Annotated in this window: 11 protein-coding genes; 3 read left to right on the top strand and 8 right to left on the bottom strand. The window is 68.6% G+C overall.

The genetic code is table 11. The annotated features are described in order from the left end of the window. The 3 genes from ACXJKH_RS00845 to ACXJKH_RS00835 all read right to left on the bottom strand — a co-directional run. A partial coding sequence (locus ACXJKH_RS00845) for a hypothetical protein (RefSeq protein WP_457317938.1) occupies positions 1-3,310 on the bottom strand: 3,310 nt, incomplete at its 3' end. Positions 3,311-3,313: 3 nt separating this feature from the next. Next, complete coding sequence (locus tag ACXJKH_RS00840; RefSeq protein ID WP_457317937.1) at positions 3,314-15,631, bottom strand: beta strand repeat-containing protein; 12,318 nt, start codon at positions 15,629-15,631, stop codon at positions 3,314-3,316. A 113-nt stretch (positions 15,632-15,744) separates the two neighbouring features. Then, complete coding sequence (locus ACXJKH_RS00835; RefSeq protein WP_457317936.1) at positions 15,745-17,850, bottom strand: hypothetical protein; 2,106 nt, start codon at positions 17,848-17,850, stop codon at positions 15,745-15,747. Between the two features lie 367 nt (positions 17,851-18,217). Here ACXJKH_RS00835 and ACXJKH_RS00830 point away from each other — a divergent pair, with 367 nt between their 5' ends. Continuing rightward, positions 18,218-18,583, top strand: a complete 366-nt coding sequence (locus ACXJKH_RS00830) for a helix-turn-helix domain-containing protein (protein WP_457317935.1) — start codon at positions 18,218-18,220, stop codon at positions 18,581-18,583. A 62-nt stretch (positions 18,584-18,645) separates the two neighbouring features. Here ACXJKH_RS00830 and ung read toward each other — a convergent pair whose 3' ends face one another. From ung to rhlB, 5 genes are all read right to left on the bottom strand, one after another. Beyond that, positions 18,646-19,353, bottom strand: a complete 708-nt coding sequence (ung, locus tag ACXJKH_RS00825; RefSeq protein WP_457317934.1) for a uracil-DNA glycosylase — start codon at positions 19,351-19,353, stop codon at positions 18,646-18,648. Continuing rightward, entirely contained in the window at positions 19,350-20,192 is an 843-nt protein-coding gene (locus tag ACXJKH_RS00820; protein WP_256776679.1) for a response regulator, read from the bottom strand. The genes ung and ACXJKH_RS00820 overlap by 4 nt, the downstream gene beginning before the upstream one ends. 7 nt (positions 20,193-20,199) lie before the next feature. Then, on the bottom strand, positions 20,200-21,150 hold the full coding sequence (ftsX, locus tag ACXJKH_RS00815; protein ID WP_457317933.1) for a permease-like cell division protein FtsX: 951 nt from the start codon (positions 21,148-21,150) through the stop codon (positions 20,200-20,202). Next, positions 21,147-21,833 carry a cell division ATP-binding protein FtsE gene (ftsE, locus tag ACXJKH_RS00810; protein ID WP_457317932.1) on the bottom strand — a complete coding sequence of 229 codons (687 nt, stop codon included), beginning with the start codon at positions 21,831-21,833 and terminating at the stop codon, positions 21,147-21,149. The genes ftsX and ftsE overlap by 4 nt, the downstream gene beginning before the upstream one ends. A 220-nt stretch (positions 21,834-22,053) precedes the next feature. Continuing rightward, the gene (gene rhlB / locus ACXJKH_RS00805; RefSeq protein ID WP_457317931.1) at positions 22,054-23,775 is read right to left on the bottom strand and encodes an ATP-dependent RNA helicase RhlB; all 1,722 of its coding nucleotides are present in this window, start codon (positions 23,773-23,775) and stop codon (positions 22,054-22,056) included. A 567-nt stretch (positions 23,776-24,342) separates the two neighbouring features. Between rhlB and trxA the strand changes: the two genes are divergently transcribed. Next, positions 24,343-24,672 (top strand): thioredoxin, encoded by a 330-nt coding sequence (gene trxA / locus ACXJKH_RS00800; protein WP_256776683.1) that lies wholly within the window; start codon positions 24,343-24,345, stop codon positions 24,670-24,672. A gap of 221 nt (positions 24,673-24,893) precedes the next feature. Next, on the top strand, positions 24,894-26,533 hold a 1,640-nt coding region (gene rho / locus ACXJKH_RS00795; protein WP_457317930.1), incomplete at its 3' end, for a transcription termination factor Rho.

Genomic DNA, 26,533 nt, shown 5'->3' with positions numbered 1-26,533 from the left:
GGTCATACAGGTTGCCGCCTTCCTGGCCCAGCGAGGCCACGTCGTAGAGATAGGTGAACTTGCCGAAGCCCGCCCAGCCGGTGCTGTCGTGCGGACGCCAGGCGAAGCCCACGTTGGTTTCCACCAGCTTGGCATCGGCCAGCGGATTGATGCGGTCGTCGGTGTCGGCATAGTTGGCCCGCAGCGCGAAACGCCAGTCTTCGTTGAGCTTGTACAGCAGGCGGTTGGTGGTCACCCACTGCTCGCGCTGCTCGGCACCGCTGTCGCGGCGGTACTCCAGCTTGCTGCTCCACTGCGCCACCGCATCGGTACGCCCGCCACTGACGCTGTAGGCGCGGCGGTCGATACGGCCGACGGTCGAATCCAGTTCGCCATCCATGACGGTGAAGCCCAGGTTCCAGCCCTGCGCGGGATAGAAGTCCATGCCGAAGGTGTGCACCAGCCCGGCGTTGTCCTGGCGGCGATCCTTGAGGTACTGGCTTTCGTTGTAGACGTTGACCTGGTTGCTCAACCGCCAGCGCTGGCCCAGCGTCCAGCCGCTCTGCAGGCCAGTATCGAACAACGGATCGGTGCCGGTGCGATCGGTGCTGTAGCTGTAGCTGCCGTACAGGCTGTGGTCCGGGGCCATGCGGTATTCGGCATCGACCTTGGCGCCATGGCCACGGCTGCCACCACTGACTTCGGCCCCCACGCTGCTGCGGTCGCCAAACAGATAACGCGCGCCGAGGGTGAGCAGGTCGTTCTTCTCGTACGCGCCGCCGTCGTCATCCAGGGTCACCTGGCCGGTGCCGTACAGCTCCCATGACGAGCCGAAGCGCTGCCGATACCCGATCGCCGCGAGCAGCGCGGACACGTCCTGCCGTTCCTGCTCTTCGCGCACGCGGCGCAGTTCGCCGGTGAGCTGGCCGTCGTTGCCCAGCCGCCACTCGGCGGTGAGCTGGCTCTGCTCCAGCGCAAGGTCACCCTGCTCGGTGCGGGTATGCCGGCCATACAGGCTGAGATCGTCGGTGAGGTAGCCCAGGAATTCCGCACCGTATTCCTGGATCGGCTGGCCGGTGTCCTGGCGGGCTACCGAGAAGCCGGCATCCACGTCGCGCCACCACGCGCCCACGCTCCAGTCGCGGGCGGTCCAGCCCAGTTCGCGCAGGTTGGCGCGCGCTTCCACCGCGCTGGCCGTGCCCGAGCGCCGACCTTCGTACGGGTTGCGGCGGATGAAGCTCAGGCCGCCGTTGTCCGAGTAGAACACCGGTGCGGCGGTGGCGTCGGTGCGGGTCTGCTCGACCTTCAGGTAGGTGCCACGCCCGGCCTGCAGGGTCAGGTCGGCGCCCTTGAGGCTGTAGTTCTCACCGCTGCGGTTCTCGTCGATCCAGGTGCCGCCGATCGCCACGTGGTCGCCGATCCACTGCCGCCCGCGCGCACCGTAGGTGACATCGTCGCTGCTGAAGCCCAGCGGCACGTATTCGTAATCCACCAGCAGCAGCTGGTCGTAGCCATCCAGCGGCATGTCGCGGGTGATGCTGCGGACATTCTCGCGGGTGAGCTGGGCCAGCGGGCGGGTCAGGATCAGGCGGCCCTGCAGGTTGTCGATTTCGTAGTCCACGCCTTCCTGCAGGCTGGCGCGGGTTTCGGTGCGGCCGGTGGTACGGTCGCGTACTTCCAGCACCACCTGCTCCGAGCCGGGCAGCACGTCGGTGTGGCGCAGGTAGTAGAGGCTGCCGCCGGTGCCGAGGAACTCGCTGTGGCCCGGCGCGGACTGCGCCTCGGAGCCGAACAGCTTCAGCTGCGAGCGCGCATCACCCAGCGGGGTGGCGGCCAGCGAGCGCCAGTTCAACGCACCGCCGTACAGCGAGCGCACGTACTGGCCATATTCGGTGCCGGTGATGCCGGTGGCGTAGTTGCCCCACAGCGCCTGGCTCTGGTCCCAGTCCACGCGCAGGTACAGGCGCCCCTGCGTGTCCACGTCGCGGTAGGTGGTGGAATCGTCGCCGTACACCGGGTAATACAGGTCCGGGTCGAGGCGGCGGAACACGTCCTGCGCGTCGGCCTGGGTGAAATCGCGGAACAGGTACTTGAGCTCGCGGTCCTGGGTATCGGCCTGTGCGGTCACCAGGTATTTGCCGCGCATCTTGCCCTTGAGGTAGAACGCCAGCCGCCCCTCGCTGAGGAAGCCGTCGTCGTCGCGATCATCGGCGGCCAGTGGCTGCAGGTTGCCGCTGGCGCTGTTTTTGGAGACGGTGACATCGGCGATGGCGACCAGGAACAGATAGCGACCGGTGACATCCACGTCCAGCTGTCGCTGGGCCGACGGCGCATCGCGCGATTCCACGCTGACGTCGTAGCGATGCTGACCGACGGGCTCAAGGAACTCGGCGGCGAACTTCTGCTCCAGGTCGACCGGGAAGTCCTGGCCGTTGATGCGCACCCGGCTGTTCGGTTCGAGGTTGCGGCCGTACAGGCGCACGCGCGAGCCGTGGATGGGAATGTTCTGCAGGCGCAGCGTGCTCTGTCCGTAGATGCTGTTGCTCAGCTGCAGGTCCTGCGCACTGTCGCCGTCCAGTGCCTGGCCCAGGGTCTTCTGCACGTTCTCGCGGGTGATCTGCAGGCCACGGTCGAAGTCGGCCGGAGTCACCAGCTGGATGCGCTGGATGCGGGTTTCATCGAAGGACCCGCCAGCGCCGTAGGCGCGCGCGACGTAGATCAGCTCATCACCGGTGCGCAGCTTGATGTTGCCCGGCATCTCGCCGTTCCATTCGGCATCGCCGACATAGTCCGACGGCAGCGTGATACGCGCCAGCGGCGTGACCAGGTCGGTATCGGTGCCGCGGTACAGGGTGACCTCCAGTTTCTGGATGAAGGAGGCGTAGTTGTTGTAGCTGTGGAAACGCAGCGGGCGGATCACCCGGCCGTTCTCGAACGGTACCGTCGCTGCCGCCTGCACGCTCAGGCTGGGCGGCACCATGGTGGGATCTTCGGTGGCCCACACCACGCCACCGTTGGGCAGCTCGGCCATGAACTGGCCGCCCGGTGCCGCCACATCGGCCGTGGTCGCTGGCGTCAGCGGCACCGGCTCGGCTGGCGCCGGAGCGAGACGACCGGGCAACGGCAGGACCGGGGCTTCGGCGTCGTCGGCGATGCGCAGCAGCAGGCCGTCGGCGTTGCGGCAGCTCTCCGCGTCGCACTGGATGCTGGCAGGCGGTGATGCCGTTTGCGCCATCGCCGGCGCAAGGGTCAGCAGCACGGCCGCCACACCGGCGCCGGCATGACGAAGCAACAGGGTGCGAAGCGGTGTCTGGCTCAGGGTCATGTCCATGGGTCAGCGGTCCTCCCTGCGGGCAGAATCGGTGTTGGCAGGGAGCTCGGGGGGATCGTCCAGCCGCAGCTGCTGCAGCACGCTGCCGTCAGCGGCCAGCACCTCGATGCGGGTTGCGTGCGCCACCGCAGCCGGCACGCGCGCGGCCAGTGCAACCTGCAGCGCATGGGCGCGTTGGCCGGCCAGTGCTTCCTCACCGCGTGCGGCGGTGAGCAGCAGCCTGCCGCCACCGCGTGCGACCAGCGCCTGAGCGGCGGTGTCCAGCACCGGGGCACGGTCGGCCGCCAGCTGCGCACTCCCCGGCGCGAACAGCGCCTGGCCCAGTTCGATCCGCGCCGGTCGGGGCGTTGCCGTCTGGGACGGTGCCGCCGTGCTCAGCACGCCGTCGGGCATGCGCACGCCGAAGTCGAAGCGCGCCGGCAGCCCGGGGGTGATACGGCGGACCAGCGGGTTGGGCGTGGTGAACATCGCCCCGGCCGGCAGCGTGGACGGATCGACCTTGAGGATGAAGTTGCGCCCACGTGCCTGGCCGCCGAGGATGCCGACCAGGTGGTAGCGACCGAACGCATCGGTTTCCATCAGCAGGCCTTCCACCGCCGCCACGCGCACGCCGGGAATGCCGCGTTCGCCTGCATCCTGGATGCCATTGCCGTTGCGGTCATCGAACACGCTGCCGACGATCAGGCTTTCATCCAGCAGCGGATCGGTGGTGACATCCACCTCGGCCGAGGCGACGTTGCCGATGCTGCGGTTTTCGCCGTCGATGGCGGTGATGCGGTTGGTATGCACGCCGGTGCCGGTGCCCGCGCCGACGCGCAGGTAGTACACCACGGTGGCACGTTCGCCCACCGGCACGTCGATGCCGTCGATGCGCAGCGGCTGCACGCCGCTGGTGCGCGCATCGTTGTCGGCATCCTGCACCGCGAAACCGCCGCTGACGAAAGCGAAGCCAGGCGGGAGCGTATCCAGCAGCGTGGCGCCGTTGGCGTCGACCTCGCCGACGTTGTCGATGGTGACGGTGTAGCGCACAAGGTCGCCGATCTGCGCGCTGCGCTTGGCCGCCACCTTGGTCAGGCGCAGCACGGCCTGCTGGCCGGCCACGGTGACCGCGACGTTGGCCTCGGCGCACAGCGCGGTGGGGATGGACATGTCGCAGACCCGATAGCGGAAGCTGTCGGTACCGGCGAAGTTGGCGGCGGGTGTGTAGATACACAGACCATTGGTGCACTGCACGCTGYCATGCGCCGGCGCGGTGATCACCTGCAGTGAGCTCCGGTCCAGCACCGCGGTGCGGGCGCTGTCGTTGGCCATTACATCGATCTTCACCGGCCCGGATGTCTGCGCGGTCACCGCATCGTCCACCAGGGTCAGCACGTTCGGATCAACGGTGACGGTCACCGTGGCCGAGGCGCACATCGCCGGATCGGCAATATCGCAGACCTGGTAGTCAAAGCCCTGCACGCCGGAGAAATTGGCCAGTGCGGCGAAGCGGATGCGCGCACGCGGCATCACCGTGGCGGTGCCGTACGGCGGCGGCGCGGTGATGGTCACGGTGACGGTATCCGGATCGATCGGGGTGCCATTGACCCGGTCATTGCCCAGCACGTCAATCTCGATCACGCCATCCTGGGGCAGCTGGACGCGGTCATCTTCGGCGTCCACGCCCGGTGCGGCGGCGATGACGGTCACGCTCACGGTCGCGGTGTCGCACACGGTGGGCTGGTTGAGCAGGCAGATCGTGTAGGAGGTGCTGTAGCTGCCAGCGGCCAGGCCGGCGGCGACGTCCACCCAGCCGTCGGCGCTGACGCTCAGCGCGTTGGTGGCCACCGGGGCGAAGCTGACCTGTGCCGGGTCCAGCGGTGCGGTGTTGAACGTATCGTTGGTGAACACGTTCAACAGGCGCGTCTGACCCGCAGGGCCGACCGGGCCGCCGCTGTCGTCCACCGCCAACAGTGCACCGACCGCGCCCTGCACGCGCACGGTCGCAATGGCAGTGGTGCAGTTGGTGGGCACGCCGTTTTCGCACAGCTGGTAGGCCAACTGCACCTGGCCCGGCTGCACGCCGGCGGCGACCATGATCTGGCCCTGGTTGTTCATGGTGTACCCCGGCGTGCTGCCGGTCAGGCTGGCGACCACGCTGCCCACCGGCGGCGGGGAAACGTTGTTGAAGCTGTCGTTGTCCAGCACCGAGCGGGCGATGGTGCCGCCCACCGCCGGGTCCACCGGTGTGCTGGTGAAGTCGTCGTTGACCGCCAGCACCACGTTGGCTGAGCCGGACAGAGTCAGGGTGACGCTGGCATCGCCGCACTGGGTGGCATACGGCGCCGGCAGGCAGACCCGATAGGTGAAGTTCACCGGCCCGGTGGTGCCCGACGGTGGGGTGTAGCTGAAGCTGCCATCGGCGTTGAACACCAGCCCGGCGACCGCACCGCTGGTCAGCGTGTAGAGCGCACCGGCCGGGACGTTGTCGTTGAGCGATACGTTGCCGGTGCCCGGCTGGCCGGCGGGGATCGTGTAGCTGTCGTTCTGCGGTGCCGGGGTGACCACCACGGTGGCGGTGGCCGTAGCGCAGTTGCCCGGCGCGGCGGCTTCGCAGATCTGGTAGGTGAGCGTGGTAGCGCCAGAGGTGACGCCGGTGCCCACGTTGATGGTGCCATCGGAAGTGATGGTGAAGCCGGACGGCGCGCCGACCAGGCTGAGCAGCACGGTGGCCGGTAGCGGCGGGCTGACCCCGTTGAGGCGGTCGTTGGCGAGCACGCTGACGCTGGAGGTCGAACCGGTTGCCACGCCGGTGAGCACGTCATCACCGGCTACCAGGGTGCCGTTGTTGATGTTGATGGTCGCCGTGGCGGTGCCGCACACCGCCCCATAAGGTGCGGGCAGGCACGCCTGGTAAGTGAAGCCGACCGGGCTGGGCGTGCCGGCTGGCGGGGTATAGGTAAACGCACCGCTGCTGGTGAAGGCCAGCCCGGTCGGCGCCGTGCCCTGCACCGTGTAGACCGCACCGGCCGGCATGCTGTCGTTGCTGGCCACGCTGTTGCTCAGCGTCTGCCCGACCTGCACGTTGAAGGCATCGTTCTGCGGCGCCGGGCTGACGACCACGGTGATGCTGGCGGTATCGCAGTTGGCGGGCGCGGCCGCTTCGCAGATCTGGTAGGTGAGCGGGGTTGCGCCGGAGGTGACGCCGCTGGACACGCTGAGGGTGCCGGCCGGGGTGATGCTGAAACCTGCCGGTGCACCGACCAGCGTGAGCAGCACGTCGGCCGGCGCGGGCGGGGACACGCCGTTGAGGCTGTCGTTGGCCAGCACGCTGGCACCGGACGTGGTGCCGGGTGCGACCCCGGTGAGCGTGTCATCGCCGGCCACCAGCAGGCCATTGTTGATGTTGAGGGTGAGGATCGCGCGGCCGCACAGGCTGGCATTCGGCGCCGGCAGGCACACCTGGTAGGCGACGCTGACCGCACCGACCACGCCGGTGGCCGGCGTATAGGTGAACGTGCCGTTGCTGTTGAAGGTCAGTCCTGCCGGCGCGCTGTCCTGCAGGGTGAAGACCGCGCCGGCCGGCGTGTTGTCGTTGGCTGCGACGGTGTTGGACACGGTCTGCCCGGCCTGCACGGCGAAGGCGTCGTTCTGCGGTGCCGGGGTGACCACCACGGTGACGCTGGCGGTATCGCAGTTGCTCGGCGCGGCGGCTTCGCAGATCTGGTAGGTCACGGTGGTGGCGCCGGAGGTGACGCCTGCGCCCACGCTGATGGTGCCATCGGGGTTGAGGGTGAAGCCGCCCGGCGCACCGACCAGGGTCAGCAGCACGTCGGCCGCGSCCGGCGGCGATACGCCGTTGAGGCTGTCGTTGGCCAGCACGCTGGCGCCGGTGGTGGCACCCGGCAGTACACCCACCAACGTGTCATCCCCGGCACTCAGGGTGCCGTTGTTGATGTTGAGCGTGACCGTGGCGGTGCCGCACACGTTGTTGTCGGGTGCCGGCAGGCACGCGCGGTAGACGAAGGCGACCGGGCTGGCAGTGCCGACGGGCGGCGTATAGGTGAAGCTGCCATCGGGATTGAACGACAGCCCCGCCGGGGGCATGCCCTGCACGGCCCAGCTCGACCCGGCCGGCATGCTGTCGTTGCTGGCCACGCTGTTGCTCAGCGTCTGCCCGGCCTGCACCGCGAACGCGTCGTTCTGTGGCGTCGGGCTGACGATCACCGTCACCGTGGCGGTAGCGCAGTTGCCCGGCGCGGCGGCTTCGCAGATCTGGTAGGTGAGCGTGGTGGGGCCGGCGCTGACGCCGGTGGACACACTGATCGTGCCGTTGGGTGTGATCGCAAAGCCACCCGGTGCACCGACCAGGCTCAACAGCACGCTGCCGGCGGCCGGCGGCGACACGCCGTTGAGGCTGTCGTTGGCGAGCACGCTGGCCGCCGAGGCGGTCCCGGGGGCGACGCCGCTGAGCGTGTCGTTGCCGGCCAGCAGCGTGCCGGTGCCAATGCTGATGGACACGCTGGCGGTGCCGCACAGCGCCGCGTTCGGTGCCGGCAGGCAGGCCTGGTAAGTGAAGTTGACCGGGCTTGGCGTGCCGGTCGGCGGGGTATAGGTGAACGCACCGCTGCCGGTGAAGGACAGGCCGGCGGGCGCCGTGCCCTGCAACGTGTAGACCGCACCGGCGGGCATGGTGTCGTTGCCGGCCACGCTGGTGCTCAGCGTCTGCCCGGCCTGCACGGTAAAGGCGTCGTTCTGCGGCGTCGGGGTCACGATGACGGTGACGGTGGCGGTATCGCAGTTGGTCGGCGCGGCGGCTTMGCAGATCTGGTAGGTGATCGCGGTGGGCCCGGAGACCACGCCGGTGGCCACGCTGATGGTGCCGGTGGCGGTGATGGCGAAGCCGGCCGGCGCGCCGACCAGGCTGAGCACCACATCGCCCGGCAGCGGCGGACGGGTGCCGTTGAGCGTGTCGTTGGCCAGCACGCTGGCTGCCGAGGTGGTCCCGGCGGCAACGCCGCTGAGGGTGTCATCGACCGCCGCCAGCGTGCCGGCGTTGATGTTGAGGGTGACGCTGGCGACGCCGCACAGCGCCGCGTTCGGGGTCGGCAGGCAGGCCTGGTAGGTGAAGCTCACCGGGCTGGTCGTGCCCACCGCCGGGGTGTAGGTGAAGGTGCCATCGGCGTTGAAGATCAGCCCCGCCGGGGCGGTGCCCTGCACGGCCCAGCTGGACCCCGCAGGCATGTCGTCATTGGCCGCGACGTTGCCATTGCTGATCGTGCCGCCGGCCTGCACCGAATATGCATCGTTCTGCGGTGTCGGGGTGATCACCAGCGCCACCGTGGCGGTATCGCAGTTGGTCGACGCGGCGGTCTCGCAGATTTGATAGGTGAGCGTGGCCGCCCCTGCGGTCACGCCGGCCGGCACGCTGATCGTGCCATCGGCGGCGATGGCGTAGCCGGTCGGCGCACCGACCAGGGTGAGCTGCACGCTGGCCGGGGCCGGCGGGCTGACGCCATTGAGCGCATCGTTGCCCAGTACGCTCGGCGTGGTGCCACCGGCTGCAATGCCGGTGAAGCTGTCATCGCCGGCGGTCAGCGTGCCCAGGTTGACGTTCAACGTCGCCGTCGCGATGCCACACACACCGGCGTCGGGTGCGGGCAGGCAGGTCTGGTAGGTGAAGGTGACTGCCCCGGTGGTGTTCACCGGCGGGGTATAGGTGAAGGTGCCATTGGGATTGAACAGCAACCCGGCTGGCGGGGTGCCCTGCACCGCCCAGGTCGAGCCGGCGGGCATGCTGTCATTGCCCGCTACGCTGCCGTTGGCGAGGGTGCCGCCGGCCTGCACGGCGAACGCATCGTTCTGCGGCGCGGGCGTGACCACCAGCCGGATCGTGGCCGTGGCGCAGTTGATCGGCGAGGCGGCCTCGCACAGCTGATAGGTCAGCGTGGTGGCACCGGCGATGACCCCGGCCGGCACCTGCACGGTGCCATCGTTGTTGATCACGAAGCCGGCCGGTGCGCCGACCAGCAGCAGCTGCACGCTCGCCGCCGCCGGCGGGGTCACCCCATTGAGCGCATCGTTGACCAGCACGCTGGGCGTGGCCGAACCGGTGGAGATCGGCGTAGCGAACGTATCGTCATTGGCCACGATGGCGGTGACGGCGATGTTCAACGTTGCGGTGGCTGTGCCGCACACGGTGGTATCCGGTGCCGGCAGGCAGGCCTGGTAGGTGAAGGTGACCGGGCCGATGGTGCCGACCGGCGGGGTGTAGGTGAAGCTGCCGTTGCTGTTGAAGGCCAGCCCCTGTGGCGGCGATACCACGTTCCAGGTCGAGCCGGCCGGCATGTTGTCGTTGCCGGACACGGTGCCGGTATTGGCTTGTCCGGCCTGCACGGCAATCACATCGTCCACCGGGGCCGGACGCACCACCAGCGCGATGCTGGCGGTGTCGCAGTTGTTGGCCGCCGCCGTTTCGCAGAGCTGGTAGGTCAGCGTGATCGCACCGGTGGGCGCGCTGGCGGCCACCGCTACCGTGCCGTTGGGATTGATCGTGAAGCCGGTCGGCGCACCGACCAGCGACAGCGACACATTCGCCGGCGCCGGCGGGCTCACGCCGTTGAGCGCGTCGTTGCCCAGCACGCTGGGCGTGCTGCTGCCGGGTGCGATCGGTAGGAAGCTGTCGTCGTTGGCGACCAGCGTCCCGTTGTTGATGTTCAACGTCACCGTCGCCGTGCCGCAGACCGCCGCGTTCGGTGCAGGCAGGCAGGCGCGATAGTCGAAGCTGGCCGGGCTGGTCGTGCCGGCCGGCGGCGTATAGCTGAAGCTGCCATCGCCATTGAGCGTCACCCCGGCCGGCAACGTGCCCTGCACCGTGTAGAGCGCGCCGATCGGCAGGTTGTCGTTGGCGGCGACGCTGCCACTGACGGTCTGCCCGGCCTGCACGGCGAAGGCATCATTGACCGGTGCCGGGGCGACGATCAGCGCGATGCTGGCGGTATCGCAGTTGGTCGACGCGGCCGCCTCGCAGATCTGGTAGGTGAGCGTGGTCGCACCGGCGGCGGTCCCGGCAGACACGCTCACCGTGCCATCGCCGGCGATGCTGAAGCCGGTCGGCGCGCCGACCAGCGACAGCACCACCTCGGTGGCCAGCGGCGTGGTGCCGTTGAGGGTGTCGTTGCCAAGGACGCTCGGCGAAGGCGCGCCCGGCGCRATCGGCGTGGGGAAGGTGTCGTCGACGGCCACCAGCGTGCCGCTGTTGACGTTGAGCGTGGCCGTGGCGGTGGCGCAGACGCCCGCATCCGGCGCAGGCAGGCAGACCTGATAGGTGAAGCTCACCGCGCCGCTGAAGCCGGCCGGCGGCGTATAGGTCAGCGTGCCGTCGGTGGCCAGCACCAGGCCGGTCGGCACGGTGCCCACCACCTCGAAGCGCGCACCGACCGGTGCGTTGTCGTTGGTGGCCACCGAGCTGTTGAGCACCTGCCCGGCCGGCGTAGACAGCGCGTCGTCCACTGCCGAGGGCGCCACCAGCAGGCGGATCGTGGCGGTGGTGCAGTTGGCCGGTGCCGCTGCTTCGCACAGCTGGTAGATCAGGTTCTTCACCCCGGCCGCGGTACCGGCCGCCACTGTCACCGCGCCTTCGGGGGTGATGCCCAGCCCGGCCGGCGCGCCCTGCAGGGTCAGCAGCACATCGGCCGCCGCCGGCGGGATGGTGCCGTTGAGCGAATCGTTGGCCAGCACCGAGGGGGTGCTGCCACCGCTGACCGGATTGATCGGGGTACTGCTGAAGTCATCGTTGATCGCCGCGAGCGTGCCGGCGGTGACGTTGAGGGTGGCGCGCGCGGTCGCGCACAGCGCCGCATTCGGTGCCGGCAGGCAGACCTGGTAATCGAAGCCCACCGCGCCGGTGGTGCCGACCGGCGGCACATAGCTGAAGCTGCCCGACGCGCTGAAGGTCAGCCCGGGCGGCGCGGCGCTGGTCACGGTGAACAGTGCGCCGGCGGGCACGTTGTCGTTGTCGCCCACGTTGCCGTTGAGCGCCTGCCCGGCCGCGGTGGAATAGGTGTCGTTGCTCGCCGACGGGGTCACGACCAGGCGGATGGTCGCGCTGGCGCAGTTGCTCGGCAGCACGCTCTGGCAGACCTGGTAGGCCAACACGGTGGCGCCGCCGACCGCACCGGCAGGCACCTGCAGCAGGCCGTTGGCATCCAGCGCGTAGCCCGCCGGCGCACCGACCAGACTCAGGATCACGCTGCTGGCCGCTGGCGGGGTGACGCCATCGAGGGTGTCGTTGAGCAGCACGCTGGTGCCGCTGCTATTGCCGGGCGTGAGCGGGGTGGCGGTGAAATCATCGTCCCGTGCCACCAGGGTGCCGGCGTTGACGTTGATGGTGGCGCTGGCCGTGCTGCACTGGGCGTTGTCCGGCGCAGGCAGACACACCTGGTAGGTGAAACCGACCGGCCCGGTAACGCCAGCCGGTGGGGTGTACAGGAACGTGCCATCCGGGCCGAACTGCAGGCCCGCCGGAACGGCACCGGTGACACTGAAGACCGCACCGGCCGGCGCATTGTCGTTGCTGCCGACATTGCCGGCCAGCAACTGCCCGGCCGGCGTGGAGAACACGTCGGCGGCTGCCGACGGGGAGACCACCAGGCGCATCTGCGCCGAATCGCAATTGGTCGGCAACGCAGCCTCGCACAGCTGATAGGTCAGCGTGACCGCACCGGCCGGCACGCCGCTGGCGATGGTCAATGTGCCATCGGCCGCCAGGGTGTAGCCCGATGGCGCGCCTACCAGGCTCAGCAGGACGTCGGCCGAGGCCGGCGGCACGGTGCCGTTGAGGCTGTCGTTGTTGAGGACCGATGCGGTGCTGCCGCCCGTGGCGGGATTGATCGGCGTGGCGCGGACGTCATCGTCGTTGGCGACCAGGGTGCCGGCGTTGACGTTGACGGTGACCGTGGCCCCGGCGCACACGCTGGTGTCAGGCGCCGGCAGGCAGGCCTGGTAGGCGAAGGTGACCGCGCCCTGGATGCCCGCCGGCGGCGTGTAGGTGAAGCCACCGGTGGGATTGAACACCAGCCCGGCCGGGGCGGTGCCGCTGAGGCTGAAGGTGGCATTGGCAGGCACGTTGTCGTTGCMGGCCACGCTGCCGGTCAGTGCAACACCCACCGGCGTACTGAAGGTGTCGTTGACCGCAACCGGCGCCAGCAGCAGGCGCACCGCCGCCGTAGTGCAGTTGCCGGGCAGCGCGGCTTCGCACAACTGATAGGAGAAATCGACCGCGCCGGCCGCCGCACCGCCGGGTACCGAAATCGTGCCGTTGCTGTTGAGCACATACCCCGCCGGCGCACCGATGAGGGACAGGATCACATCGGCAGGCGCAGGCGGAATCGCGCCATTGAGGGTGTCGTTGCCCAGCACGCTGTTGGTGGTGCCGCCGCTGGCCGGGTTGATGATCGCCGCGCGGAAATCGTCATCGTTGGCCACCAGGGTGCCGGCGTTGACGTTGAGGGTGACCGTGGCGCTATCGCAGACACCCGCCAGCGGCGCGGCCAGGCACGCCTGATAGAGGAACGTGGTGGTACCGGTGTACTGCGCTGGCGGCGTATAGGTGAAGCTGCCATCGGTGTTGAACACCAGGCCCGGCGGCACTGCGCCGGTGGTGGCGAAGGTGGTACCGGCAGCGATGTTGTCATTGACCGCCACAGTGCCGTTGAGCGCTGTACCCACTTGCGTGGTGAATGCATCGGCCACCGCATCGGGGGCGATCACCACGGCGATGGTCGCGGTGGTGCAGTTGCCGGTGCCGGCCTGGCACAGCTGGTAGGTCAGGCCGACGGGGCCGGCCGGCGCACCGGCGGGCACCTGCAACTGGCCGTTGGGTTCGAGCGTGTAACCGGCCGGCGGTGCATTGATCAACGACAGCGTGGCCTGCGCCGGCAGGATGGCGACGCCGTTGAGGGTGTCGTTGGCCAGCACGCTGGCGGTCAGCCCACCTGCACCGGTCAGCGGCGCGCTGCTGAAGTCATCGTTGCCGGCGACGATCGCGCCGGGGCTGACGTTGATCGTCACCGACGCGGCGTCGCAGACCGACGCATCCGGTGCCGGCAGGCACACCTGGTAACGGAAGCTGTCCGGCCCGGTGTAGGCCGACTGCGCGGTATAGCTGAAGCTGCCATCGGCGTTGACGCCCACGCTGCCATGCGCGGCCCCGGCCAGCAGGCTGAACTGCGCACCGGCAGGCACGTTGTCATTGCCGGCCACGGTGCCGGTCAACGCGATGCCCGCCGTGGCAGCGAACGTGTCATCGACCGCATCGGGGGCGATCACCAACTGCACATTGGCCGTGGCGCAGTTGCCCGGCGTGGCCTGTTCGCAGAGCTGGTAACTGAAGGTCACCTCGCCGGCCGCCGCGCCGCCCGGAATCACGACCTGTCCAGCGGCGTTGACGGTGTAGCCGGCCGGCGCACCGGTGAGCACCAGGCTGACCGTGCCCGGCACCACCGCCGCACCGTTGAGGGTGTCATTGGCCAGCAGACTGGCCGGGCTGGTCGCACCGGGCTGCAGCGGCGTGGCGAAGGTGTCGTTCACCGCGACGATCACGTTGCCCTGCACGTTGACGCTGACCGTGGCGGTATCGCACACGCTGTTGTTCGGTGCCGGCAGACACACCTGGTAGGTGAAGCTGTCCGGCCCGGTGTTGGCGTTGGTGGGGGTGTAGGTGAAGGTACCATCGGCATTGACCACGGCCGTGCCGCGCGTCGGTGCGATGCCGAGCGTGTAGGTGGAACCGCTGGCGATGGTGTCGTTGCCGGCCAGGCTGCCAGTCGCCGGCTGACCGCCGCCCGGCGTGGTGACCGTGTCGTTCACCGCATCGGGGCTGATGACCAGAGTGGCGGCGGCGGTGGCGCAGTTGGCCGGCAGCGCGATCTCGCAGAAGCGGTAGGTCAGCGCCAGAGGACCGGCGGCCGCCGTGGCCGGCACCTGGATCGTGCCGTTGGGGTTGATCGCAACACCGGCCGGCGCACCGACCAGGCTCAGCGTGACCTGCGCGGTGGGCACCGCACCGCCATTGAAGGTGTCGTTGCCGAGCACGCTCGGGGTGATGCCACCGGCGCCGGGCGGGATCGGCGTGGCGAAGGTGTCATCGACCGCGACCAGCGCATTGGCATTGACCACGATCGACGCGGTCGCCGTCGCGCACACGCCACCGTTCGGTGCCGGCAGGCAGACCTGGTACTGGAAGGAGGTTGCCGCGGCGATGCCGCCGGCAGGTGCATAGGCGAAGCTGCCGTCGCTGTTGAGGGTGAGCCCGGCCGGCGGCGTACCGGTCACGCTGAACTGCGCACCGGCCGGTGCGTTGTCGTTGCCGGCCACGGTGCCGCTCAACGACGGCGCGCCACCGGTGGCGTTGAAGCTGTCGTTCGCCGCCGTGGGACCGATGACGACACTGGCGATGGCGGTGGCGCAGTTGGACGGCGAGGCGTTCTCGCAGATCTGGTAGGTCAGGCTGGTCGCGCCCGCCGTCGCCCCCGCGGGTACCGCAATCACACCGGCGCCGTTGATGGTGAAGCCGGCCGGCGCATTCTGCAGCGAGATGATCAGGTTGGCACCGTTCACCGGCGCGCCGTTGAGCGTGTCGTTGGCCAGCACCGTCGGCGTGTTGCCGCCGGTGGTCGAGGAGATGGGCGTGGCGAAGGTATCGTTGTTGGCCACCAGCGCGTTGGGCTGCACCGGCACCGCCGGCGTGGTGGCGGTGTTGTCGCCCGGGGTCGGATCGGTCGTGCCTGGCGGCAGCACCAGCGCCACGCTGTTGGCCGGCACCGTGGCCGGCGTGGCGGTCGGTGCGGTGGCATTGACCAGCAGCACCACGCTGTCCCCCACGGCCACGTTGACCTGCACGTTGATCGCGTTGCCGGTGCCGTTGGACTGCGCGCATGACGATGCCGCAGTGGCGCCCTGGCAGGTCCAGCCGACATTGGTGAGCAACGCGGACACGTTGTCGACCACGCCGACGGCCGACGCTGCCGACGGCCCGGCGTTGTTGATCTGGATGCGGTACTGCACGGCCCCGCCCGCGGCGACCGGGCTGGCGCTGAGCAGCGTCTTGGTCACGCTCAACTGCGCCTGCAGCGCCAGTGCGTTGGTATCGGTGGCGCTGTTGTTGCCCGGCGTGGGATCGGACACATCCGTCGGCGCCGTCACGCTGGCCGTGTTGTTGAGTGGGTTGGGGTAACCCTGCGCCAGTAGCGGCGGCGGCAGCAGCACCATCAACAGGGCCATCGCGCATGCGATGCGGGCCGATGCCCTGCCTGCCCTGCCCTGCTTGCCGGTTGCTGCCATGCGCTCATCCTCGAAAGCGTTCGCCCTGCCCTTGCGGGCCGGTCGGTCACGATGATCCTGTCCATCCCCAGCGCGAGGTCATCCCCGCGCCCACTGCACTGCCACCGCGCGCGTCAGTACGCGCCCGGGTTGCTGCTGAAACTCACCGGCACACTGATCGTTGCCTGCCCGCCATTGATCAGGTTCACCCCGACGTTGACCGCGCCATCGCCCACCGCCCCACCCGTGGCCACCGCGCAGGCGCTGCCGGTGGAGGCACTGCAGGTCCACGCGCCACGCAGCGTGGTGCCGTTGGGCAGGGTGTCGGTGACCACCGCATTGGTGACCGCATCGGGACCGCCATTGCTCACCAGCAGCGTGTAGGTCGCCGTGCCACCCGGCGTGTAGCTACCGCTGCCATCGCTTTTGGTGATCGACAGATCGGCCTGCCGCGTTCGATTGGTGATGCGGCACACCAGGGTGACCGCGGTGGCGGTCATCGCCGGCGCCTGCAGGGTGAAGCTGCCGCCGGTGCCGGAGGACACCACCGCGTTGTTCTGGTCCAGGCACTGCCAACTGCTGGCGTAGCGCGTGAGCGTGGTGCCGGCAGCCGCCGCCTCGGCCAGCGCGTAGCTGCCGCCGGGTACGGTGATGACCGCGGCAGTGGCACCGTTGTTGCCGACGTTGCTCGCAGAGCCGACGGTGCTGCCGTTGTAGGAGATGGACAGGTTGAAGCGCCCGGTGTCGCTGGTCGGCTGCAGGTCTTTGACCAGCTGCAGGGTGGCCGCGCACGCCTGGGTCACGCCTTCCACAGTGAACACCGCCTGGCCGATACGGATGCCCAGCAGCGCCAGCAGGTTGTCCACCAGCCCGCCCAGCAGTGCGGTCAGCACGGGGGTGACCAGGGCGTTGACCTGCGTGCGGATCGGCGTCAGCAGCGCGTTGACGATGCCGTTGACCAGGTCGGCCACCGGCAGCGGCAAGGCGATGCCGGCCAGCAGCGTCACCGTCGGATTGCCGCTGGTCACCTGGATGCTCAGCGAGTTGACCAGCGTGGAGACCATCGTCGCGGCGCTGACCGTCCCGGCGGTGAGCGTGCGGGTCTGYGGGTACGGGCCGGTGAAGCTCGCGCTCTGCAGGCCCGGCGTCGCGGTGGCGTAACTGCGGATGGTCACCGTCAGTGGCACGGTCACGTCGGCGATGGGGGTCAGGATGCCGAGGACGTTGGCCGACACCCGCACGCTCACGCTCAGCGAGGTCAGCGTCGCCGCGCTCAGCGCGGTCGAGGTCAGCACCGTGCTGCGGTTGAAGAAGGTCGCATCGCTGATCTGACCGACATACAGGTTCACCAAACCGGGGCGCGCCTGCAGCGTGACCGCATTGCCCACCAGGTTGATCGCCGAGATCGAGCCTTCGGCCCGGGCCACGTCGGCGTACACCTGCAGGTGCAGCACGCTGGCGCTGATGCTGGTGTTGGACAACGACACCCCCAGCAGATTGAGCCCGCTGAGCGCGGCGCTGAGGGTGCCGGTGTTCAGGCCCTGCACAAGGTCGAGGTCGAGCTTGATGCGGATCGCCGCGCTGTGGAATGCCGCACCGACCGCGCCGCAGGTGTAGACCGGCGGCTCCACCACCTGCAGCCACAACCGCACGTTGGCCACGCCATTGAGGCCGAGCGCGGCGGTGTTGACGGTGATCGGCGTGGGCGTGGTCAACACGTTGCGGAAGTTGTACAGCTGCACGCCGCCGGTCAGCAGGTCGAGCACGTTCAAGTTCACCGTGGCCAGCGAGCCGGTGGGCAACGCGATCTGCAGCAGGTCGGCCAGGCGGATGCTGCCGGAGGTACCGGCCACGCCCAGCGGCAGCGCGTTGAGGACGTTGGCCGCCGCGGTCTGGCCGTCGGCCTGCAGCACCTGCACCATCGCCGCGCGCAACTGGCCCAGGCTGATGCTGGCGTTGAGCACCTGGCTGGGATCGCTGACCACCACGCCGCCGTTGAGCTGGGTCAGCAGCGCGTTGAGGTTGATTCTGGCGCCGGCCAGGTTGTTCCAGTCGGCCACGCTCAGGTTGACCGTCGTGCCCGGCAGCAGCGCGCCGAACAACAGATTGAGAACAGGGCTCTGGGTCGAATCGACCGAGGCCAGCCGGGGCCCGGCGCTGACGCAGGCACCGGCCGTACAGGCGGACTGCGCCTGCGCACGGCCCAGGCATGAAAGCACCGCCAGTATTGCGATCAGCACCCATGCCTGCCATCGCAATGACGAAACTTTCACGCCTTTCACATTAACCATACGTGCGTCCCCGCCGATTTTGAGCAGCGGCCGACCGTGGCGATGGATTTATTCCGTCGCCGTTCTGATCGTCAGCTGCCGGTGTCGTTTCCCGCTTGGGAATCCGTTTATGTCCGGTTCGGGACGATTAATGCGGGGTAACTAAAAGCCCGTCAAATCAAGGCGGCGTGAAACACGGGGGAAGCGACGCTTGCCGGCGGGTCAGCGTCCAACCATTCCCCCTGCTGCAGCAGCAAGCGGAAGCAGTTCTGTACACAGGACAAAAGAATTGCTTTCAGGGAAGCCGTGCTTACCTAACAGGGAAAGGGGGCAGTAAATGCAGGCGATGTGCGACAGAATCCGGCGGGCCCGATTAACGGCTGGCCTGTCCCAGACACAGTTGGCGTTGGAAACCGGCGTGCGCCGTAGCGCCGTGGCGCAATGGGAACGGGAAGGCGGCACATCCCCGAGCGTCCAACATCTTTCACGCGTCGCAATTGTGACGCAAGTCCATTTTGAATGGTTGGCCACAGGGCGCGGTCCCGGCCGTCCCGACGATGGCGCCGAACTGCCGCTCCCCGAGCCGGTGCCGGTGGAGGCGGCACGCACCGTCCAGGAAACCGAGATTCTCTCGCTGCTGCGACGGATGCCGGCGCGCAAACGCCAGGTGGCGCGCGCGATCATGGAAATGCTGACCGATTGAGATAATCGTCGCGGCGTGGTGATCGCCGCGCATCACGGCCGTCGGCCGGGGGCCAGCGCGGGTTACAGCGCCGCGCGCGGCGGCAAGGACCAGTCGATCGCGGTCTGCCCACGGCGCTGCAGGTACGCGTTGGCCATCGAGAAGTGATGGCAGCCGAGGAAGCCGCGGTGCGCCGACAGCGGCGACGGATGCGGCGCCTTGAGCACGCGGTGGCGACCGGTGTCGATCACCTTGCCCTTCTGCTGCGCGTAACTGCCCCACAGCATGAACACCAGGCCCTCGCGCTCGCGGTTGAGGGTGTCCACGACGTGGTCGGTGAACCCTTCCCAGCCGCGCTTCTGGTGCGCGCCGGCCTGCCCCTCTTCCACGGTGAGCACCGCATTGAGCAGCAGTACACCCTGGCGCGCCCACGGCAGCAGACACCCGTGGTCCGGGCGCGGGATGCCCAGGTCGGCCTCCAGTTCCTTGTAGATGTTGAGCAGCGACGGCGGCACCGGCACGCCGGGCATCACCGAGAAACTCAGGCCATGGGCCTGCCCAACACCGTGATACGGATCCTGGCCGAGAATCACCACCTTGACCTGCTCGAACGGGGTGGCGTCAAAGGCCGCGAATATCTGCGGGCCGGGCGGGAATACATGCGCACCGGACGCCTTGCGCTGGCGCAGGAAGCTGGACAGCTCACGCATCTCCGGACGCAGCAGCCACGCGCCAATACGGGCCTTCCAGCTCGGTTCGAGCTGGATGCTCGAGGTTGCCTCGTCGTTCATCGCACCACGGGTTTGTCGTTGAGCCGGGCCAGGCGCAGCTGGAACAGCACCTTGGTCACCAGCAGGCGTTCTTCGATCGGCTTCTGCACCAGATCGTTGGCACCGGCCTGCAGCAGGCCGGACTGGTTGAGCGGGTTGCCGTCGCCGGTCATCACCAGCACCGGCAGGCGGCGCTTGCCGTAGCCGAAGTCCACGCGCACGCGCTCGACAACATCCAGGCCGCTGAGCTCACCCTTGAGGGTGACGTCGGTAAGCACCAGGTCGATGCGGTGGCTGCTGCGCCCGAGCGATTCGGCGGTGAGCAGCGCGAAGGCCTCTTCGGCGGTCATCACGTGCAGCACGCGCAGGCCCTGGCGTTCGAGCATGCGCTTGGTCGCCTCGGCAACCACGCGGCTGTCCTCGACATACAGGATGGTCGCGCCGGGAATGGTCTCCGGCTGCACGTAGCCACGGATGAAGGTGGCCAGCGCTTCATGCCCCAGTGCCTTGTCGAAATAGTCGGTGACGTATTCGGTGAAGCGGCGTTGCTCCAGGTGCTGCTGCGCATCGCCGGACACCACGATCACCGGCACATAGGCCTGCCCGGCGGTTTCGCGCACCAGACGTGCCAGCGCCAGGCCATCGCCGTCGCTGAGCGTGAGCGAGGTGGTGACCAGGTTCACCGGCCCGGCCGCCAGCGCGCTGCGCGCCTCTTCGATGCTTGCGCAGCCCACCACGTCCACGTCCGGCAGTTCGCGTTGCAGCACATCGGCAATCAACTTGCGGACCAGCTTGGAACCGTCGACCACCATCACGCGCGGTGCATCGTCGACCAGGTGCTTCAGGGCTTGCGGGCGCATGCGGGCCTCAGGTTTCGGTCGGTCGGGTCTGGCGCAGGAAATGCCCCGTCACCAGCCACGCGCCCAGCCAGCCCAGCACCACGGTGCCGACCAGCACGAACGATGAATGCAGCAGGTCCAACCCATGCAGCACGAACGGGCTGGCATAACTTTCCGACAACGCGGCCAGCGGCGGGCGCAGCGCCAGCCCGGCCACGCCGATCAGGCCCAACGCCAGTGCACCGGCGCCCAGTCCGTACCACGCGCCCAGGTACAGGAACGGGCGGCGGATGAAGCCATCGCTGGCGCCCAGCAGCTGCAGCACGCCGATCTCGTCGCGGCGCGCCTGGATGTCCAGCCGCACGGTATTGCCCACCACCAGCGCCGCGCCCAGGCCCAGCAGCACCGACAGCACCTGCACCAGCCGCGTGCCAAAGCCCAGCCAGGCGTCCAGGCGCCTGCGCCACAGCGCATCGTGCTGGACCAGGTCGGCCTGTGGCAGGCCCTCCAGCGAGGTGGCCAGGCGCGCATCATCGGTGCCGGCGGTCGGGGTCACGATCAGCAGGGTAGGCAGAGGATTGTCGTGCAGCGCATCGATCGCCTCACCCAGCCCGGCCCCTTCACGCAGTTCCTGCAGCCCCTGCTCGGGGGTCTGCACGGTGACGTTGGCCACGTCGGCACGACCGCGCAGCGAATCGGCCACCTGCCCGGCCGCCGCTGCGGCAACGTCCGGCTTGAGGAACAGGTTGATGTCGCGCGACTGCTGCACGCTGCCGGCGAAATGCGTGAGGTTGTCCAGCGCGATCGACAGGCCCAGCGGCAACGCCAGGGCCAGCGCCATCACCATGATGGTGAGCAGCGTCGCCCACGGCTTGCGCCAGGCGCGGCCCAGGCTGAACACCACGCTGTGGCCATGGTGGTGCAACCACACGCCCAGGCGCGACGGCGCCGCGGCTTCCTTGTTGAGGGGTGCGTTCATTCGGCCAGGTCCTGCGGCGAGATGTCGTCGATCAGCTTGCCGTGGTCCAGGATCAGCACGCGCTTGCGCATGTGCCGCAGCAGCGCCAGGTCATGGCTGACGACCAGCACGCTGGTGCCGCGATCGGGCAGCTCGGCGAACAGCGCCATGATTTCCGCCGCCAGGGTCGGATCGAGATTGCCGGTGGGTTCGTCGGCAACCAGCAGCTTGGGCTCGCTGACAATCGCGCGGGCGATGCCGACGCGCTGCTGCTCGCCAGCCGACAGCTGCGAGGGCAGTGCCTTTTCGCGGTGGCCCAGGCCCATGCGTTCAAGCACCGAGCGCACGCGCTTGCCGATGTCGGCGCGGCGGGTGCCGCGCAGGATCAGCGGCAACGCCACGTTCTCGGCGATGCTGCGGTCCATCAGCAGGCGGTGGTCCTGGTAGACCGCCCCCACCTGCCGCCGGTGCCGCGGAATATTGCCACCCCGCACCTTCAGCAGGTTGCGCTCATCGAAGATCACCGCGCCACGGCTGGGCCGCTCGTCGAGGTGGATCAACTTGAGCAGGGTGCTCTTGCCCGCACCGGAGTGACCGGTGACGAACAGCATTTCGCCGGGGGCGACATCAAAGCTGACGTCGACCAGGGMCTGGTGGCCGCCGGCATACTGTTTGCTGACATTGTCAAAACGCAGGACGCTCATCCCCTGATTATGCAGGACGAGGGTGACGACGTGCAGGTGGGGATGCATCGGTCGTGCCGGCCATTGGCCGGGGGACGCGACATCGCATTGGCGCTGTCGCCCCACGGTTGGCTGCGCCAACCGTGGGCCCCGCAGTATCAGCACCGGATCCCCGTCGCTTCGCGACAGCCCCCCTACCAAGGGGGCGGGACCTCGGACCGCGCAGGTCAGGCGTCAGGTCTTACGAACCGGACAGCATCCGGCGGATCTTGCGACCGATGCGGGTCAGGAAGGACGCGCTCGGATCGGCCGCCGGCGTGCCGCGCATCGGCTTGGCCGCCACCTGCACCGGCGTCACCGGGCCGGTCGCTGCCGCACCCTCGGCGCCTTCGACCGGACGGCCGTTGCGACGACGACGACGCTTGCGCGGCGCGCGCTCACCGTCCACGGCCGGACTGCCTTCGGCAGTCGGGGCAGCGGTCGGGGCCGCAGTCGGCGCAACCTGCGGCGCGGCCTCGGCATCGGCCACGACGACCGGTGCCTCACCTTCCACGCGCGGCTTGCGCTCACGGCGCGGCTTGCCATCGGCACTGCGCTCACCGGGCGCGCGGCGCTCGCCACGGCCGGCGGCCGGCTTGCCGCCGCGGCCGCTGCTGCTGCCACCGCCACGACGCTGTTCTTCCGCCGCACGCGCTTCGCGCGCTTCACGGAAGATCTGGCCAACGCTCTCGTTCTCGTCGTCGCCTTCCTCGCCCGGCGCGGCGGGTGCGCGTGCGGCGCGCGGCAGCGAGGTCAGGATCTCGCTGGTCACCGGCTCGACCGGGATCTTCTGCTCGATGTAGGCCTCGATGTCCGGCAGGCCCATCGCATAGCGCTCGCAGGCGAAGCTGATCGCATCGCCTTCCTCGCCCAGGCGTGCGGTACGGCCGATGCGGTGCACGTAGTCTTCGGCGTCGAAGGGCAGGTCGTAGTTGTAGACGTACTTGATGCCGTCGATGTGCAGGCCGCGCGCGGCCACGTCGGTGGCCACCAGGATTTCCAGCTGGCCCTTCTGGAAGCGGTTTAGCAGGCTCTCACGCTTCTTCTGCGGCACATCGCCGGACAGCACGCCGACGCGGTAGCCGGYCTTTTCCAGCGACCGGGCAACACGCTCGACGAACACCTTGGTGTTGACGAAGACCATCGTGCGCGCGCCTTCGCTGCGCGACAGCAGGCCCAGCAGCAGCGGGATCTTCTCTTCGTCGGCCGGGAAGTAGATGCGCTGGCGCACGCGGGCGGCGGTGATCGACTCGCTCTCCACCACCAGCTTCTGCGGCTCGTTCATGTGCTCGTAGGCCAGCTCCAGCACGCGGTGGCTGAGCGTGGCGCTGAACAGCAGCGTCTGGCGCGTGGAGCGCTCGGGCATGCGCCGCAGCAGGAAGCGGATGTCCTTGATGAAGCCCAGGTCGAACATGCGGTCGGCTTCATCGAGCACGCAGATTTCGCAGGCGTGCAGCGAGACCACCTTGTGCTGCTTGACGTAGTCGATCAGGCGGCCCGGGGTGGCGATGATCACGTCCACGCCCTGCTGCAGGATCTCGCGCTGCTTGTCGTAATCCACGCCGCCGTAGACCAGCGCAAAGCGCAGGCCCAGGTCCGAACCGAACTTGACCGCATCCTTGTGGATCTGGATGGCCAGTTCGCGGGTCGGGGCCAGGATCAGCGCGCGCGGGTCTTCGGGCTTGCGGTCGGCCAGTGCCGGGCGGGTCAGCAGGCGGTTCACCACCGCGACCAGGAAGGCCAGCGTCTTGCCGGTACCGGTCTGTGCCTGGCCGGCGACGTCGCCGCCGGGCAGTGCGACCGGCAGGGTCAGCGCCTGGATGGGCGTGCAACGGGTGAATCCGGCTCCTTCAAGGCCGGCCTGCAGGGCCGGATGCAGCTCGAAGGAGGAAAAGGTCAAATCGGTCAGCGGTTTGTCGCTCATGTGTCCGTCTTGGTAAGGCCTGCCCGGCAGCGGTGCGCGGGAGGCTTGCAATCTTGGGGGGCACCGTCGCCATTGCGGGCCCTGCGCCGGGGTCGGCGGGGCCGGACCATCGGGTCCTGGGGCGCCGCACAGTGAGGCAGTTTAGCGCAATGTCGGCGCCAAACCGGGCTCTGCCGTCGCAGCCGGCTGCGAGACAGCGGCACCGGGACCGGACCTGGCCGTGGCTGATCGGGCCCAAGAGGGCACTTCTCACTGGTTTCACCGCRCCTGCCGCCAGTTGAACGGGACGCGCGCTTCCGCTGGTACTGCCTCTCCAGTACCCACATATCCTCTTCAGTTGCCCGATTAAACCGGGACGCCAATCACAGGATGCTTGGTTCCACCCCTCCCCTGCCCGCCTGCGACGTTAGCGGTACACTGCCCGCCGTGAGCGACCAGGCATCCACCTGGCGCACCGCTGACCGCCTGTGCGGTCACGAGGCAGCAGACGCGGACGGCACCGGTCGGTGGCGTCCAACTTCAACCTCCTCCGGCCCGGCCGGGTGCATTTCCAGACGAGAGACCAAGATGAGCGACAAGGTTGTACATGTCAGCACCGCTGACTTCCAAAGCGCAGTACTGGATTCCAAAGAGCCGGTGCTGGTCGATTTCTGGGCCGAATGGTGTGGCCCCTGCAAGATGATCGCCCCGGCGCTGGACGAGCTGGCCGACGCTTACAACGGGCGCGCCAAGATCGCCAAGGTCAACGTCGACGAACAGCGCGAACTGGCCGCCAAGTACCACGTGCGCTCGATCCCGATGCTGCTGGTCTTCAAGAACGGCGAAGTCCAGGCGCAGCAGGTTGGCGCGGTGGGCAAGGCCCAGCTCGCCGGCATGCTGGACAAGGCCCTGGCCTGACCCTGGCAGGCAGCCGGCCCCCTCCGGCTGCCACGCGGGCCTGCGCCCGCATGAATGACCCTGCCCCGCCCGGCTTGCGCGCTGCCGCGAGCCGGTGTTAGTGTCGGCATATCCGGCCGCATTCGCGCGCCGCATCTTCTGGACGTTGTTTCCTTCCAGATCCTTTCCCAACGTTCGCCGCCCTGCCGGGCGCTCGCACCTTCTAGCGAGGAATCCAGCACTTGTCCGATATCACTACTTCCGAACCCGGGAGCGCCGACGCGCCTGCCGAGAAGCGCGTGCGCAAGCCGCGCGTCGCCAAGGCCGCCGCCAACACCGCTGCCGAAACCGGTTCTTCTCCCACGCATCAATCCGCCCTGCCCCTGGCTGCCGCGCCTGACGCGCCGGCGCCGGTCGCCGCGCCGTCGGCACCGCAGCAGGCACCTGCCCCCCACGCTGGCGAATCCTCGTCCGGCCAGGGCGGTGCGCAGCAGGACACCGGCGACGGTGGCCAGCGCAACCACAACGGCAACGGCAACGGCAACAACGCGCCCAAGGGCGGGCAGAACCCGTACCAGGGTCAAGGCCAAGGTCAGAACCAGGGCCAAGGCCAAGGTCAGGGCCAGGGCAACCGCCGCGACCGTTTCCGCAATCGCCGTGACCGCAGCCGCGGTGGCGATCGCTACAACGATGACGGCATGCCGCAGGACAACAACGAACCGCAGCAGCCGTTCGTGCGCAGCCAGCAGGCCAACGTGCCTGAAGGCTTCCCGGTCTATTCGCTGAGCGACCTCAAGCGGATGCCGGCGCAGAAGCTGCTGGAAATCGCCGAGCAGCTGCAGATCTCCGAAGGCGTGGCGCGTGCCCGCAAGCAGGACGTGATCTTCGCCCTGCTCAAGGTGCTCACCCGCCACGGCGACGGCGTCGCCGCCGACGGCGTGCTGGAAATCCTGCCCGACGGCTTCGGCTTCCTGCGCGCGGCCGAAGCCAGCTACCTGGCCGGCCCGGACGATACCTACATTTCGCCCAGCCAGATCCGCCGCTTCAACCTGCGTACCGGCGACCACCTGTCCGGCCGCATCCGCTTCCCGAAGGATGGCGAGCGTTACTTCGCGCTGTCGATCGTGGACACCATCAACGGTGAGCCGCTGGAAGCGTCCAAGAACAAGGTGCTGTTCGAGAACCTCACCCCGCTGTTCCCGCGCAAGCGCTTCACCCTGGAACGTGGCAACGGTTCGTCCGAAGACATCACCGGCCGCATCCTCGATCTGATGGCACCGCAGGGCAAGGGTCAGCGTTCGCTGATCGTCTCCCAGCCCAAGGCCGGTAAGACGATGATGATGCAGCAGGTGGCCACGGCGATCACCACCAATCATCCGGACGTGCACCTGATCGTGCTGCTGATCGACGAGCGCCCGGAAGAAGTGACCGAAATGCAGCGCACAGTGCGCGGCGAAGTCATCAGCTCCACCTTCGACGAGCCGGCCGCCCGTCACGTGCAGGTCGCCGAAATGGTGATCGAGCGTGCCAAGCGCCTGGTCGAGCACAAGAAAGACGTGGTGATCCTGCTCGACTCGATCACCCGCCTGGCACGTGCCTACAACAACGTGGTGCCCAGCTCCGGCAAGGTGCTTACCGGTGGTGTGGACGCCAACGCCCTGCACCGTCCGAAGCGCTTCTTCGGCGCGGCGCGTAACGTGGAGGAAGGCGGCAGCCTGACCATCATCGCCACCGCGCTGGTCGATACCGGCAGCAAGATGGACGAGGTGATCTACGAAGAGTTCAAGGGCACCGGCAACAGCGAAGTGCACCTGAGCCGTCGCATCTCTGAAAAGCGCGTGTTCCCGGCGATCGACATCAACCGCTCGGGCACCCGTCGCGA

This window comes from Stenotrophomonas sp. P5_B8, assembly GCF_054049855.1.
This window is presented reverse-complemented; position numbering and strand designations above follow the sequence as displayed.